The 14440-nt window shown below is 56.9% G+C and carries 14 protein-coding genes; 5 read left to right on the forward strand and 9 right to left on the reverse strand.

Annotated elements, in window-relative coordinates:
- Positions 1-64 precede the first annotated feature (64 nt).
- Genes ftsX through ftsY form a run of 3 tightly spaced genes read right to left on the reverse strand, consistent with a single transcriptional unit; the run spans position 65 to position 3244 of the window.
- Positions 65-1120, reverse strand: a complete 1056-nt coding sequence (gene ftsX, locus C5687_RS04805) for a permease-like cell division protein FtsX (protein ID WP_025758972.1) — start codon at positions 1118-1120, stop codon at positions 65-67.
- The gene (gene ftsE, locus C5687_RS04810; protein WP_025758973.1) at positions 1113-1778 is read right to left on the reverse strand and encodes a cell division ATP-binding protein FtsE; all 666 of its coding nucleotides are present in this window, start codon (positions 1776-1778) and stop codon (positions 1113-1115) included. The genes ftsX and ftsE overlap by 8 nt, the downstream gene beginning before the upstream one ends.
- 2 nt (positions 1779-1780) lie before the next feature.
- The gene (gene ftsY / locus C5687_RS04815) at positions 1781-3244 is read right to left on the reverse strand and encodes a signal recognition particle-docking protein FtsY (RefSeq protein ID WP_025758974.1); all 1464 of its coding nucleotides are present in this window, start codon (positions 3242-3244) and stop codon (positions 1781-1783) included.
- Between the two features lie 127 nt (positions 3245-3371).
- Between ftsY and rsmD the strand changes: the two genes are divergently transcribed.
- Together rsmD and C5687_RS04825 are read left to right on the forward strand one after the other, a co-directional pair.
- Positions 3372-3974, forward strand: a complete 603-nt coding sequence (rsmD, locus tag C5687_RS04820; RefSeq protein ID WP_047957528.1) for a 16S rRNA (guanine(966)-N(2))-methyltransferase — start codon at positions 3372-3374, stop codon at positions 3972-3974.
- Entirely contained in the window at positions 3958-4239 is a 282-nt protein-coding gene (locus C5687_RS04825; protein ID WP_008500088.1) for a DUF1145 family protein, read from the forward strand. Before rsmD ends, C5687_RS04825 begins: the two co-directional genes overlap by 17 nt.
- Positions 4240-4299: 60 nt before the next feature.
- Here the strand turns inward: C5687_RS04825 and C5687_RS04830 are convergent, their stop codons facing one another.
- Positions 4300-4656, reverse strand: coding sequence for a DUF2500 domain-containing protein (locus C5687_RS04830; protein ID WP_059386343.1), 357 nt, complete (start codon positions 4654-4656; stop codon positions 4300-4302).
- A gap of 129 nt (positions 4657-4785) precedes the next feature.
- On the opposite strand from C5687_RS04830, the gene C5687_RS04835 reads away from it, so the two are divergent.
- Entirely contained in the window at positions 4786-5412 is a 627-nt protein-coding gene (locus C5687_RS04835) for a lysoplasmalogenase (RefSeq protein ID WP_025758977.1), read from the forward strand.
- Between the two features lie 76 nt (positions 5413-5488).
- On the forward strand, positions 5489-7660 hold the full coding sequence (gene zntA / locus C5687_RS04840; protein WP_104556507.1) for a Zn(II)/Cd(II)/Pb(II) translocating P-type ATPase ZntA: 2172 nt from the start codon (positions 5489-5491) through the stop codon (positions 7658-7660).
- Positions 7661-7748: 88 nt separating this feature from the next.
- Here zntA and ubiA read toward each other — a convergent pair whose 3' ends face one another.
- From ubiA to malK, 5 genes are all read right to left on the reverse strand, one after another.
- Entirely contained in the window at positions 7749-8618 is an 870-nt protein-coding gene (ubiA, locus tag C5687_RS04845) for a 4-hydroxybenzoate octaprenyltransferase (protein WP_025758979.1), read from the reverse strand.
- 12 nt (positions 8619-8630) lie between these two features.
- The gene (gene ubiC / locus C5687_RS04850; protein ID WP_025758980.1) at positions 8631-9128 is read right to left on the reverse strand and encodes a chorismate lyase; all 498 of its coding nucleotides are present in this window, start codon (positions 9126-9128) and stop codon (positions 8631-8633) included.
- 180 nt (positions 9129-9308) lie between these two features.
- Positions 9309-10262 carry a maltose operon protein MalM gene (malM, locus tag C5687_RS04855; protein ID WP_025758984.1) on the reverse strand — a complete coding sequence of 318 codons (954 nt, stop codon included), beginning with the start codon at positions 10260-10262 and terminating at the stop codon, positions 9309-9311.
- 114 nt (positions 10263-10376) lie between these two features.
- Positions 10377-11690, reverse strand: a complete 1314-nt coding sequence (locus C5687_RS04860; protein ID WP_094919308.1) for a maltoporin — start codon at positions 11688-11690, stop codon at positions 10377-10379.
- A gap of 71 nt (positions 11691-11761) precedes the next feature.
- A complete protein-coding gene (gene malK / locus C5687_RS04865) occupies positions 11762-12871 on the reverse strand; it encodes a maltose/maltodextrin ABC transporter ATP-binding protein MalK (RefSeq protein WP_104556508.1) in 1110 nt (369 codons plus the stop codon).
- 370 nt (positions 12872-13241) lie between these two features.
- On the opposite strand from malK, the gene malE reads away from it, so the two are divergent.
- The gene (malE, locus tag C5687_RS04870) at positions 13242-14432 is read left to right on the forward strand and encodes a maltose/maltodextrin ABC transporter substrate-binding protein MalE (RefSeq protein ID WP_059386340.1); all 1191 of its coding nucleotides are present in this window, start codon (positions 13242-13244) and stop codon (positions 14430-14432) included.
- Positions 14433-14440: the final 8 nt, after the last annotated feature.

Genomic DNA, 14440 nt, shown 5'->3' on the forward strand with positions numbered 1-14440 from the left:
AACAGGGACGCTTTCCCTGCAGAGCGAACATCTCGGTGCAGGGAAAGATTATATCACGCTTTTCTTAGTCGGGAGTAAAGTGGCGTAAATGTTGAACGGTTGCCAGCCAGGCGGCCACCCACCCGATCATCGAGCACACCAGCAGCAGCAGCAGGCACTCATCGAACCCTAAGCCACTGATATCAAACTTCGTTCCGAAAACCTGCGCAACTTCAGTCACGGCAGAGGAAAGCCGCATCACCAAAATTTCTGACAATATCAGTGAAAGAAATGCGCCGGAAAACCCGAGCAGTGCGCCGCCGTAAAGGAACGGTCGGAGGATGAAGCCATCCGTCGCACCAATCAGTTTCTGCACGTTGATGGTATCGCGACGGGCGAAGATGCTCAGGCGCACGCTGTTGCCGATGACCAGGAAGACCGCCGCCACCATCAGCACGCCAATCATCGCCGCCACACGCCCGACCAGGCCGGTCAGAGCAGAAAGACGCGCAAACCAGCTGTCATCCATGCGCACTTCGTCAATGCCTTTAATGCGGGTAATGCGATCGCGCAGGGTGTTAAGGGAATCGGTACCCTGGAAATCCAGCTTCGGGATCACCACCGCCACGGCAGGCAGCGGGTTCTCTTCAAGCATATCCAGCGCACCGCCAAAGCCTGACCAGTTGCGGAACTCGCCCAGCGCGTCTTCACGCGAGAGATAATTAACCTTCTCCACGCCCTGCTCGGCCTGAATTTGCCCGACCACCTGCGCCGCCGCGTTATCGTCGAGCGCTTTATCCAGATAGACCGTAATCTGCGGAGAAGGATAATACTGTGAAGCCGCCTGGTTAACGTTCTTATAAACCATATAACAGACGCTTGGCAGCGTGAGGGAGATGGCAATCACCATCACCGTCAGGAACGTCGCCAGTGGTTTGCTTTTCAGGTCCTGCAGCGCGCCGTGGAAGGCGTAGCGTACCTGCTCGTTGAACACGTTGGTTTTGCGGGAAGCCGGCTTAGGCGCGGCCTTCTGGCGCTTCGGCGCATTACGATTACCGTCACCCCCGCTCTGCGGCTTGCGGAAACGGTCTAACCGGTTGCCAAACTGCCGAATCTGGTTCATTGCATCACGCTTATTCACCGTGGCCTCCGTGCAAATGACCGTCGCTCAGGGTTAGCATGCGGTACGAACGACGGGAAATGAGCCCGATATCGTGCGTCGCCATCAATACGGTGACCCCCACGCGGTTAAATTCCTCAAACAGACGCAAAATCCCTTCGGACAGGGCATCGTCCAGGTTACCGGTCGGTTCATCCGCCAGCAGTACCGCAGGCTTATTCACCACCGCACGGGCAATGCCCACACGCTGCTGTTCACCGCCGGAGAGCTGGATCGGGAAGTTCTTCGCTTTGTCCAGCAGCCCGACCTTATCCAGCGCCGCAGAGACGCGACGGCGGATATCGTCATAGCTGGCACCGGCAATAATCAGCGGAATGGCCACGTTATCGAAAACGGTGCGATCCATCAGCAGGTGGTGGTCCTGGAAAATCATGCCGATCTGCCGACGCAGGAACGGCACTTCGCGGTTTTTCAGGCGGCTGATCTCATGGCCGCCGAAAAAGATTTTCCCGGCGCTTGGCCGCTCGATCCCACAGATAAGCTTGAGCAGGGTACTTTTCCCCGCGCCGGAATGGCCGGTCAGGAATGCCATCTCGCCCGGCTGCAGGTGGAATGTCACCCCCTGCAGCGCTTGTCTCCCACCGAGATAGGCCTTGCTGACGTGTTCAAAGCGAATCATTGTTAGTCCTCTCGGGCAAATAATGCCTCAATAAAGTCGTCCGCTTTAAACGGACGTAAATCCTCAATACGCTCGCCCACACCGATGTAGCGGATAGGAATGCCGAACTGGTCAGCCACGGAGAAGATCACCCCGCCTTTCGCGGTGCCGTCCAGTTTGGTCAGCGTGATCCCCGTCAGTCCTACCGCTTCATGGAACAGCTTCGCCTGGCTGATGGCGTTCTGTCCGGTGCTGGCATCAATGGTCAGCATAATTTCATGCGGTGCGTCTTCGTCCAGCTTCTTCATCACGCGGACGATTTTCTTCAACTCTTCCATCAGGTGCGATTTGTTCTGCAAACGGCCTGCAGTATCGGCAATCAGCACGTCCACGTTGCGCGCCTTCGCCGCCTGAATGGCGTCGAAGATCACGGATGCGGAGTCCGCGCCGGTATGCTGAGCAATCACCGGAATGTTATTGCGCTGGCCCCAGACCTGAAGCTGCTCAACCGCTGCCGCACGGAAGGTATCGCCCGCCGCCAGCATCACTGATTTGCCCTGCTGCTCGAACTGACGCGCCAGCTTGCCGATGGTGGTGGTTTTGCCCACGCCGTTCACGCCGACCATCAGAATAACAAATGGCGTTTTGCCTTCAATATTAAGCGGTTCGTCAACTTTTGCGAGAATTTCACCCATCTCGTCTTTCAGCAGGCCGTACAGCGCCTCGGCGTCACGCAATTGCTTGCGGCTCGCCCCTTCGGTCAGATTGGTGATGATCTTACGGGTGGTTTCTACCCCCACGTCCGCGATCAGCAACTGTTCTTCCAGTTCTTCAAACAGATCGTCGTCGATCTTTTTGCCGCGGAACAGACTGATAAATCCGGAACCTAAGTTTTCTTTGGTCTTCAGCAGGCTGCGTTTCAGGCGAGCGAAGAAACCTTCTTTGGTCGGTTTTTCCTGCTCCTGGACAATCTCTTCGGTCTGCTCTGGCTCTTCCACCGGCACGACGATAACCGCTTCTTCAGCGGCCTCTGCCGCCAGCGCCTGGGCTTCCAGCTCTTCGTCGGTCAGCTCAGGTTCGTTTTCGGCCTCTTCTTCCACCGCTTCAACAATTTCAACGGTTTCCGCTTCGGCCTGCCACTCTTCGGCAGAAACGGCTTCGGCTTTCACCTCTTCCGGCAGCGGTAACTCTTCATGTTCGATAACGGCCTGTGGCGCGTCGGGGATCTCATCAACCACGACCGGTTCTGGCTTCTCGCTCTCCTGAACCTCTTCAGTGACCGCAACCACCTCTTCAGCGAAAGATTCGATCTCTTCTTTGCTGTGCGCCGTTTCTTCCGCCTCGACAACCGCGGCGGTTTCTACAGGGGTTTCAGGCTGCGATTGCTCTTCAACGGCATGTTGCTCTTCGGTTTTCTGTTCTGTTTCTTGCTCTTTTTCACCGAAGCCCAGCCAGGAAAAGAAGCCACGTTTTTTTTGTTTTGCCATCTGCGACTACACTCCTCGCGGCGCTATATACATGGAAGCTAAAAAAATGATGAAATAGTCTAACACTTTACTTAATTGACATCACCGCCCGCAATCGCAGGCCAATTGTTAACAGAGCTTTCCTGAAATGAAGAAACCCAACCGCGCCCCGGCCGGTCAAATTCGTATTATCGGTGGTCAGTGGCGAGGCCGGAAATTACCGGTGCCGGACAGCCCCGGTTTACGCCCCACCACCGACCGCGTGCGCGAAACGCTGTTTAACTGGCTGGCCCCGTCAATGGTCGACGCCCACTGTCTTGACTGCTTCGCCGGCAGCGGCGCACTCGGGCTGGAAGCGCTGTCGCGCTATGCCGCCAGCGCCACGCTGCTGGAGATGGAGCGCGGTGTTGCGCAGACCTTGCAGCAGAATCTGGCGACGCTGAAAGCGAGCAACGCGAAAGTGGTGAACACCAACACCCTGAGCTTTCTGGCACAGAAGGGCACGCCGCATAACGTGGTGTTTGTCGACCCGCCGTTCCGTAAGGGTCTGCTGGAAGAGACGTTATCCCTGCTGGAGCAAAACGGCTGGCTGGCGGATGACGCATTAATTTACGTGGAAAGCGAAGTGGAAAACGGTTTACCCCCGGTTCCCGCCCACTGGGAACTGCACCGTGAGAAAGTGGCCGGTCAGGTCGCTTATCGTCTGTATCACCGTCAGGCACAAGGAGGATCCGATGCCGGTACTGATTAATCTGGGACGTTTGTTGATGCTGGGCGTCTGGGCGTTTTTGCTTCTCAACCTGGTGCACCCGTTCCCGCGCCCGATGAATATTTTTGTTAACGTCGCGCTGATTTTCACCTCGTTCATGCACGCCCTGCAGATGGTGATGCTGAAAAATGGCCTGCCGAAAGATGGCCCACAGATGACCGGCTGGCAGCAGCTGCGCGTCTTTATTTTCGGCGTGTTTGAACTGCTGGTGTGGATGAAGAAGTTTAAGGCGCAGGTGAAGAAGTAAAGTGTGGCCTGATGCCCTCACCCTAACCCTCTCCCACAGGGAGAGGGAACCGATCGCGCATTATTCAGGCGTAAACCCTTCGAATCGCGACCCTTTATAACTCAGCGTCCCTTTCTCCCCCACCGTCAGTTGATGGTACTGCGGCGCCTCCAGGCGGAAGGTCATCTCCAGACCACCCGTTTCCGGCTTAAAGCTCGCTTCATAGCGCATAGCGGTACCCGCCGGCGCGACCTGCTGTTGCCGCGAGCGGCGGTCGTTAAGGGGTTTCTCGCGTTTGTTGCTCACAATCACGCGCTTTTGCATCAGTGGCGCAGCGTCGTTATCCGCCTTTTCGCGGCGCTGTTGCACAAAACGGAACGACGCGGCAATAACGATAATCGCCACCACGATAATGAAAAACAGCGGCATCTTGCTCATTCAACCATCCCATAAGATTATGCGGAATTCAGGATACCCTGCCTTCCCCGCCATTGCCAAACGCCCGCCCGCGTCACTACACTGAATGAGAAACTGATTATTCAGCCTTAACAGATACAGGGAGTTAATATGCTTTGGTCATTTATCGCTGTCTGTTTTTCCGCATGGCTTTATGTCGATGCGTCGTACCGTGGTCCCACCTGGCAGCGCTGGCTGTTTAAACCCGTCACACTGCTGCTGCTCCTGCTGCTTGCCTGGCAAGCACCGATGTTCAACGCCATAAGCTATCTGGTCCTCGCCGGACTGTGCGCCTCCCTGATTGGCGATGCCCTGACCCTGCTGCCGCGCCAGCGCCTGCTGTATGCCGTGGGGGCGTTCTTCTTGTCGCATCTGCTGTACACCATCTACTTCGCCAGTCAGATGACGCTCTCGTTCTTCTGGCCGCTGCCGCTGGTGCTGCTGGTGATTGGCGCCCTGCTGATTGCGGTGATCTGGTCGCGTCTGGAAGAGATGCGATTGCCGATCTGCACGTTTATCGCCATGACGCTGGTGATGGTATGGCTGGCAGGTGAACTGTGGTTCTTCCGCCCAACGGCCCCGGCGATGTCAGCATTCTTCGGAGCGGCGCTGCTGTTGATCGGCAATATCGTCTGGCTGGGTAGCCACTATCGCCGCCGTTTCCGGGCAGATAACGCAATTGCCGCCGCCTGTTACTTTGCCGGGCACTTCCTGATTGTGCGTTCCCTGTATATCTAAATAACGCTTGACTCTGGAGTCGACTCCAGAGTGTATGCTGCGGTTAATGAGAAAATTATCATTGCCGGAGACTGCCATGTCGACTCCAGAAATACCTAAAAAAGTTCCTCAATTCTCGGCGCTTAAGCTCAGCCCGGTGCCGTCGAAAGACGACTGCTGCTGCGAAGGCGCGTGTGAAACGCAAACGCAGCCGCTGCCCGAAAGCGGAAATCGCTACAGCTGGGTAGTCAACGGTATGGACTGCGCCGCCTGCGCCCGTAAAGTTGAAAACGCGGTGAAACAGGTTCCGGGCGTGAGTCACGTTCAGGTGCTGTTCGCCACCGAAAAACTGCTGATCAGCGCCGAAAAGGACGTCAGCAAACAGGTGGAAGCCGCGGTCAGTCAGGCCGGTTACAGCCTGCGTAGCGAAACCGCCCCCGCGGAAAAAACGTCATCCCTGCGCGAAAATCTGCCGCTCGTTACGCTCATCATTATGATGGCCCTGAGCTGGGGGCTGGAACAGATCAACCACCCGTTTGGCAACCTGGCGTTTATCGCCACCACCCTGGTCGGCCTGTTCCCGATTGCCCGTCAGGCATGGCGTCTGATGAGAAGCGGCAGCTGGTTTGCCATCGAAACGCTGATGAGCGTGGCCGCCATCGGCGCGCTGTTTATTGGCGCGACGGCAGAAGCGGCGATGGTGCTGCTGCTGTTCTTAATCGGTGAACGCCTTGAGGGCTGGGCTGCCAGCCGGGCGCGTAAAGGGGTCAGCGCGTTAATGGCCCTGAAACCGGAAACCGCCACCCGCGTGGTAAACGGTACGCGTGAAACGGTCGCGATCAGTACGCTCCGCCCGGGCGACGTGATAGACGTTGCCGCAGGGGGCCGTCTGCCTGCGGACGGTGAGTTGCTCACCGCCACGGCAAGCTTCGACGAAAGTGCTCTCACCGGGGAGTCCATTCCGGTGGAACGCGCAATGGGCGAAAAAGTGCCTGCGGGCGCCACCAGCGTCGATCGTCTGGTGCAGCTTAAGGTTCTTTCCGAACCGGGCGACAGCGCCATAGACCGTATCCTGAAGCTGATTGAAGAGGCCGAAGAACGCCGCGCGCCTGTCGAACGCTTCATCGACCGCTTCAGCCGTATCTACACCCCCGCCATTATGCTGGTTGCCCTGCTGGTTACCGTCATTCCCCCGCTGTTCTTTGGCGCGCCGTGGGAGGGCTGGATTTATAAAGGGCTGACGCTGCTGCTGATCGGCTGCCCGTGCGCGCTGGTCATCTCCACCCCGGCGGCCATTACGTCCGGCCTGGCGGCGGCGGCACGTCGCGGCGCGTTGATTAAGGGCGGCGCGGCGCTGGAGCAGCTGAGCCAGGTTGAACACATCGCCTTCGATAAAACCGGCACACTGACCGTCGGCAAGCCGCAGGTCACCGGCGTGTATCCGCAGGAAATCAGTGAAGATGAACTGCTGACCCTGGCCGCCGCCGTTGAACAGGGTTCCACTCACCCACTGGCGATGGCAATTGTGCGTGAAGCACAGTCGCGAGGATTAACCATCCCGGCGGCGACCGCGCAGCGAGCGCTGGTAGGGTCAGGGATTGAGGCCACCGTTGACGGTAAAAAGGTACTGATTGTCGCGGCTGGCAAGTCTGCTAATCCAGAGGTCGAGGCGTTAGAGAAAGCCGGACAGACGGTTGTTGCCGTCATGCTGGACGGCGGCGTGAAAGGCATTCTGGCGCTGCGCGATACCCTGCGTGACGATGCCAGAGAGGCCGTAGCGGCGCTGCATCAGCTGGGCGTGCAGGGTGTGATTTTAACCGGGGACAACCCTCGCGCGGCGGCGGCCATTGCCGGTGAGCTGGGGCTCGAGTTTAAAGCCAGCCTGCTGCCTGCGGATAAGGTCAGCGCGGTGACGGAGCTGAACGCACACGCCCCGCTGGCGATGGTCGGCGACGGGATTAACGATGCGCCGGCGATGAAGGCGTCCACCATTGGCATCGCCATGGGCAGCGGTACCGACGTGGCGCTGGAGACCGCTGACGCGGCACTGACCCACAACCGCCTGACCGGGCTGGCCCAGATGATCGCGCTTGCGCGGGCGACGCGGGCCAACATCCGCCAGAACATCGGCATCGCGCTGGGGCTGAAAGGGATTTTCCTGGTCACCACGCTGCTGGGCATGACCGGATTATGGCTGGCGGTGCTGGCGGATACCGGGGCAACGGTGCTGGTGACGGCAAACGCGCTCCGGCTGTTGCGTCGCCGGTAAAAAAACGCCCGGTGGCGCTAACGCTTACCGGGCCTACATGTCCTGCCAGATCACAGGTCGGGTAAGGCGTAGCCGCTACCCGACTTTTTTATAAGAAATAGCTCATCGCCAGGCCTAAAAACAGCACCAGACCGACGTAGTTATTGTTCATAAACGCTTTAAAGCAGGCGTCACGTTCACGCTTAGCGATCAGCTTCTGCTGATAAGCAAACAGCAGACCTGCCACCAGCACTGACCAGTAAAACGCCCAGTTCAGACCGTTGAGGCGACCGATCGCCACCATCAGCGCCAGCACGGCAACCTGCAGAATCCCGATGATCAGCTTGTCGTGACGGCCAAACAGAATGGCGGTGGATTTGATGCCAATTTTCAGGTCGTCGTCGCGGTCAACCATCGCGTATTGGGTATCGTAAGCCACGGCCCAGAGAATGTTCGCCAGAAACATCAGCCAGCAGCTGAGCGGTAAGGACTCACTAACTGCCGCAAACGCCATCGGAATCGACCAGCCAAACGCCGCGCCCAGCACAACCTGCGGCAGATGGGTGTAGCGCTTCATAAACGGATAAACCCAGGCCAGTGCCAGCGCCGCCACGGAGAGCAGAATGGTCATGGTGTTCAGGGTTAACACCAGCAGGAAGGAGAGCAGCACCAGAACAACGAACAGCACGCGGGCCTCTTTCCCGGTCACCTGCCCACTGGGTAACGGACGCCCGGCAGTCCGTTTGACATGGCCGTCGAATTTACGGTCGGCATAGTCATTGACCACGCAGCCCGCCGCACGCATCAGCCAGACCCCGGCAACAAACACGCCAAGGATCCACAGCGGCGGCACGCCTGGCGTCGCCACCCACAGCGCCCATAAGGTCGGCCACAGCAACAGTAACGCGCCAATAGGTTTATCGGTACGCATTAAGCGGTGATAAGCCAACAGCTTATTCTGCGTCAGGCTCCACTCCATTTTTTCTTCCTCTTAGTACAACGGTGATGCCGGTAAAAAAAGCTCCGTCAGAATTAACGGTTTACCACTCAGGCGAAGGCGGGAACGACGCCCCCACAGTTCGGCATCACGACCAATTTCAATAAAATCCCGGGTAAGTTCAGACGAGGTGAAGAGGTAACGCCCCAGCGGCGTTTTCCCCAGACGCTGCAGCGCCAGCTCGGGCCCGGAAAGGGTGGACTCGGGTACTACCGTCCGTCCGGCAAGCCACGGTTCACCGTCAGCACAGAGTAAAATTTCACGCAGCCAGTAACGAGGCTCCTGCGGCAGCAGCGGCAGTTCGCTGGCGATCTCATCGCCAGAGACAAACCCTTCCTGAATCAGGGTCACCGTGACCGTTTTCCCCTGCTGCTCAAAACGTTTCGTCATGGAATCTTCCAGCAACAGCCAGTCAAGCTGCTGCGGATCAAGCGCAGGGATGTGGTCGAAATAGCGCAGCGCACGCAGTTGCGTTAGCGCGGGGTGTGACATGCCAGACTCTCCGATACATAACGTACTGGCATTGTATCGCAGAAACGCGGATTGAGGGGGGCCAAACGTTATTTAACGATCACGATCGCAACAAGGGCGCAACAACCAGGACGAGACGAAAAAAAGTGCGCCCACTCAGGCGCACTAAACTACTAACAAATCAGCACTGTGGGGAAACGGTTACCCCTTGCCTTTTACACTGCTGATAAAGGTGGAACGGGCAGTGGTTGAACCTAAACGTTCGGCTTCATCAAGCAGTTTCAGCGCTTTATCGACATCGCCGCGCTTCACCGCCTGCTTAATGGCGTTGTTGAAGTACTCTTCGGTGTCGTTCAGTACCGGCTCAGCTTTCTTCGCCGGGGCCGGCGCTGCGGTCGCTACCGGTGCGGCTGCCGTGGCAGCTGGCGCGGCATAGACAGGTGCAGCGGTATTCCCCACGGTCACCGGCCCTGGGCCAGAGGAACCAAACAGTGGGCCAACGAGTACGCTGGAGGCGCTGTTGGTGGAGACTTTCAGTTTGATCAGGCCATCAGTGGTATGACGGGCAAGCGGGTCCGGAATATCCGGAACCGAGTTGCCGGTGCCTTTCGCATAGGCTTTCGCCGGGTCAACCAGCTTTGTGGTCTGCTGCAAATCTTTCTCGGTGGTGAAGACCAGCACGTAAATTTTTTGCTGTCCCAGGGCTGGCGTCAGGCGCATCACGCCTTGCAGGCGATCTGCACTCATCACGCCAGGCTCCTGATAGCTAAAGTAGCTGCTCGGGAAGAAAGCAGAAGGCGTCAGGTTTTGGTCCAGAATCAGCACGTTCGGCGCAAATACGCTGGTCTGTTTGTCCACTTCACTGGTTAACGTCAGGGTCAGTTCACCAATATTGGCTGGCACGCTGTAGGCGGCAACCGGCCCGGTGATCCCCGGCACGTTCAGCTGTTGTCCGCCTGTAGAAAGCTGGGTGGATTGCGTTTTGGATTGATCAACCGGTGTCCAGGTCAGTTGCTGGAGCGCCGCCGCCGGGATAGCTGGCGCAGCGCTGGTATTTTGTGGCACGAAATTCACATCTGCCAGGGAGACCGCCGGAACACAGGCCATCAGCCCCGCAGAGAGGCACAGCGCGACGAGACTTTTCTTCATTTTCATTGTTATTACCTCTGATAGCGTGAGCACTGCGGTGGCCAGGCAATAGCGCGCAGCACCCTAAGGATAGAGGGGCTTTCGCCCCTCTTTTTAGGTCATTACGTCAGGTCTAACGAATTACCACCAGATTTCCATCTGGGCGCCGAAGGTCCACTCATCGTCGTCGCCACGGCTGAAGGTTTTCGCGGAAGTATCGCTATACGCTACACCAGGGGTGTAGGCTGCACCGGAATCGTTGTTCGCATAACCCCATTTCTCATCCCACTTCGCGTAGGTTGCGAAGACACGGATAGCCGGACGAGACCAGATGCTGTCGCCTGCCTGCCATTGCTGTGCCAGGGTGATTTTGTACTGGCTGTTTTTCTCGTCAGTTCTCTGAGATTTGACGTTGTCGTAGCCCACTTCCAGCAAGGTGCTCATGATCGGCGTCCATTTGAACATTGGACGAACACCCACGGTCCACCACTCGGTACCGTTGTTGTTGTCACGATCGATGTTCTGGTACATACCGACGTACATCAGGTCCCAACGGTCTGCCAGGGTGATTGCACCGTGGTCCAGCACACGCCACATGGAGCCATCGTTATCAACGCTACCGCCCTGTGGAATACCTTTGCCGTTAGAGGTCATGGAATCCGTACCGTACTGCAGTACGAACTTGTTGAAGCCCTTCATCATGCTCTGGGTATGTTCAGCAGTGAACATCCAGCCATCTTTGGAGGCGCCAGGCTGCAGGTAGTAATCGTCTGGAATGTTGGTGTGACCGTAGTCAACACCCAGCTCCAGCGTACCGCCCGGGTTGGTTTCCAGACCGGCTAAACGCACGTCGAAGACATCGTTCGGCACGATACGATCATAGGTACGGTCGCCGTTAATATCGCGATCGGCGAAGGTGCCGGAACCGCCCGCTTCAGAAGAACGGGTGGCGGCCAGGGAGAGCTTGCCGAAGCCCAGGTCGATGTTTTCGATACCCGCACCAGGACCAGAAATATCCCAGTAGTAGAAGTCGATCATGTGAACGTCATGACGCTGATAGAAGCGCTTACCGGCCCAGATGGTGGAACCTGGCAGCCACTCAATCAGGTTTTTACCCTGCACGTTAGCTTCACGGAATGCCGGGCTGGTGGCTTCCCAGTCATTCTGCTGAGAAACGGAATACGCGACGTTGGTGTCAAAGTAGAAGCTCTTATCGCCCTCTTTCCACACTTCCTGGCCCAGTTTCAGCTCGGCGTAGGTCTCACATTCGTTACCGAGACGGTATTTACTTTGAGCACCGGTTGCCTGGAAACATTGTTGTTCACCGCCACTCCCGGTCCAGCCAATGCCGGAACGAGCATAACCTTTAAAGTCCACGGCGCCCGCCTGGGCAGACAGGATGCCTGCCGCAACGGCGATTGCCAGAGGGACTTGTTTGCGCAGAGTAATCATCATTCTATCTCCTGAGATCATTGCTTTTCTTTGAACACTTCACCTGTCGGTTTCGTGTCTTCTTTTGGGATTGCTTAAACGCCTGGCTCTTTATGCAACCGACGACATGCAGTGCCATCCTCACGGAACAGATGGCAACGCTCTGGCGGCAAGCCGATAGCGAATGTGGCACCCTCTTCTACCAACACCACGTCATTCTGGCGGTAGACCAGGTTCTGACGAATGGCGGGGATCTGGATATGAATCTGTGTTTCGTGACCAAGCTGTTCGACGACCTGAACCTCACCTTCCAGCGTCACATCGGCGATGTGGCTCGGCAGTAAATGTTCAGGACGAATACCGAGGGACATGTTTGCCCCCACCTGTACGTTGGCGCTGTCGACCGGCAGCCAGACTTGCTGACGGTTTGGCAGCTCCACCTGTACCTGTTCAATGGCTGTCGCGGTCACTTTGACGGGCAGGAAGTTCATCTTTGGCGAGCCAATAAAGCCCGCAACAAAGCGGTCTGCCGGGTAGTGATAGAGCTCCAGCGGTTTGCCCACCTGCGCCACGCGACCGGCATCCAGCACCACAATTTTGTCCGCCAGAGTCATCGCTTCGACCTGATCGTGGGTGACGTAAATCATTGTGCGGCCAAGACGTTTATGCAGACGGGAGATTTCGATACGCATCTGGACGCGCAGAGCGGCATCCAGGTTGGAAAGCGGTTCATCGAGCAGAAACACGCGCGGTTCGGCGACAAGGGTACGGCCAATCGCCACACGCTGACGTTGACCGCCGGAAAGCGCTTTCGGTTTACGCTCCAGCAGGTGCGCAAGCTGTAACACTTCCGCCACCTGGGTGACGCGCTGGTTAATGACCTCTTTCTTCGCGCCGGACAGCTTCAGACCGAAGGACATGTTCTCGGCCACGGAAAGATGGGGATAGAGTGCATAAGACTGGAACACCATCCCGACGCCACGTTCGGCGGGTGGGATGTCGTTCATTCGGGTATCACCGATCAGCAAGTCGCCGCTGGTGATGGTTTCAAGACCGGCAATCATGCGCAGCAGAGTTGATTTACCGCAGCCTGATGGGCCGACAAATACCACGAATTCACCTTCGTGGATGTCCAGATTGATGTCTTTCGACACCACAACATCGCCCCAGGCTTTCGTTACATTACGCAGCTGTACGCTCGCCATGCCCTTCTCCCTTCGTTACAACCTGTCACCGACAGAAACATTCAAGATAAGTTCACTATGGGGTATCCATTACTTTCCTGAATCCTCCACCCCCCGGCTTTTTTATGGGGGAGGAGGCGGGAGGATGAGAGAGCAGGCTCTGCGACCGTCGCTGGCGGGGTGAGGCGAAATTCGTGAAGCGGCCTGCAAAATTCAGTGTGTTTTTATGTGCGCCAGCACTCATAACTTAAATTTATGCAACAGAGATCACACAAACGGGGGGTGGGGCGTAGGGGTTGGGAGGATGGAAAGAGGATGTCAAATAAGGAGACTGAGTCACGTTGAACCACTGAAGTCATACCATGAGACATCACCAAAAAGGATGGCAGATATGAATATCAAGACTGGCGCACGCGTTTTCGCATTGTCCGCCCTCGCAGCAATGATGATTTCCGCACCGGCGCTCGCCAAAATTGAAGAAGGCAAGCTGGTTATCTGGATTAACGGCGACAAAGGCTATAACGGCCTGGCCGAAGTGGGTAAAAAATTCGAGAAAGACACCGGTATCAAAGTCACCGTAGAGCACCCGGACAAACTGGAAGAGAAATTCCCGCAAGTTGCGGCAACGGGTGACGGTCCGGACATTATCTTCTGGGCACATGACCGCTTCGGTGGGTACGCACAGTCTGGCCTGCTGGCTGAAGTCACCCCGGACAAAGCCTTCCAGGACAAGCTGTTCCCGTTCACCTGGGACGCCGTTCGCTATAACGGCAAACTGATCGCTTACCCGGTTGCGGTAGAAGCCCTGTCTCTGATTTACAACAAAGACCTGGTACCTAACCCGCCGAAAACCTGGGAAGAGATCCCGAAACTGGATAAAGAGCTGAAAGCGAAAGGCAAGAGCGCGCTGATGTTCAACCTGCAGGAGCCGTACTTCACCTGGCCGCTGATTGCAGCCGACGGCGGCTACGCGTTCAAGTTTGAAAACGGCAAATATGACGTGAAAGACGTGGGCGTAGACAGCGCTGGCGCGAAAGCAGGCCTGACCTTCCTGGTTGACCTCATCAAGAACAAACACATGAACGCGGATACCGACTACTCCATCGCAGAAGCGGCGTTCAACAAAGGCGAAACCGCGATGACCATCAACGGTCCGTGGGCCTGGAGCAACATCGACAAGAGCAAAATCAACTACGGCGTGACGCTGCTGCCAACCTTCAAAGGCAAACCGTCTAAACCGTTCGTTGGCGTGCTGAGCGCCGGTATCAACGCCGCCAGCCCGAACAAAGAGCTGGCGAAAGAGTTCCTGGAAAACTACCTGCTGACCGATCAGGGTCTGGATGAAGTGAACAAGGACAAACCGCTGGGGGCTGTTGCGCTGAAATCCTTCCAGGATCAGCTGGCGAAAGATCCCCGTATCGCCGCCACCATGGATAACGCCCAGAAAGGCGAAATCATGCCGAACATCCCACAGATGGCCGCATTCTGGTACGCCACTCGTACTGCCGTCATCAACGCCGCAAGCGGTCGTCAGACTGTCGATGCCGCGCTGAAAGATGCACAGGGTCGTATTACCAAGTAAGCAGAAAA

It is taken from the genome of Enterobacter sichuanensis (assembly GCF_002939185.1).
Lineage (GTDB): Bacteria > Pseudomonadota > Gammaproteobacteria > Enterobacterales > Enterobacteriaceae > Enterobacter > Enterobacter sichuanensis.

Coding starts and splice junctions, on each gene's coding strand:
- C5687_RS04825 (WP_008500088.1), top strand. CDS start 3,958: ATGCCGGTACTGATTAATCTGGGACGTTTGTTGATGCTGGGCGTCTGG.
- C5687_RS04835 (WP_025758977.1), top strand. CDS start 4,786: ATGCTTTGGTCATTTATCGCTGTCTGTTTTTCCGCATGGCTTTATGTC.
- ubiA (WP_025758979.1), bottom strand. CDS start 8,618: ATGGAGTGGAGCCTGACGCAGAATAAGCTGTTGGCTTATCACCGCTTA.
- malM (WP_025758984.1), bottom strand. CDS start 10,262: ATGAAAATGAAGAAAAGTCTCGTCGCGCTGTGCCTCTCTGCGGGGCTG.
- rsmD (WP_047957528.1), top strand. CDS start 3,372: ATGAAGAAACCCAACCGCGCCCCGGCCGGTCAAATTCGTATTATCGGT.
- ubiC (WP_025758980.1), bottom strand. CDS start 9,128: ATGTCACACCCCGCGCTAACGCAACTGCGTGCGCTGCGCTATTTCGAC.
- malK (WP_104556508.1), bottom strand. CDS start 12,871: ATGGCGAGCGTACAGCTGCGTAATGTAACGAAAGCCTGGGGCGATGTT.
- C5687_RS04830 (WP_059386343.1), bottom strand. CDS start 4,656: ATGAGCAAGATGCCGCTGTTTTTCATTATCGTGGTGGCGATTATCGTT.
- ftsY (WP_025758974.1), bottom strand. CDS start 3,244: ATGGCAAAACAAAAAAAACGTGGCTTCTTTTCCTGGCTGGGCTTCGGT.
- malE (WP_059386340.1), top strand. CDS start 13,242: ATGAATATCAAGACTGGCGCACGCGTTTTCGCATTGTCCGCCCTCGCA.
- C5687_RS04860 (WP_094919308.1), bottom strand. CDS start 11,690: ATGATGATTACTCTGCGCAAACAAGTCCCTCTGGCAATCGCCGTTGCG.
- zntA (WP_104556507.1), top strand. CDS start 5,489: ATGTCGACTCCAGAAATACCTAAAAAAGTTCCTCAATTCTCGGCGCTT.
- ftsE (WP_025758973.1), bottom strand. CDS start 1,778: ATGATTCGCTTTGAACACGTCAGCAAGGCCTATCTCGGTGGGAGACAA.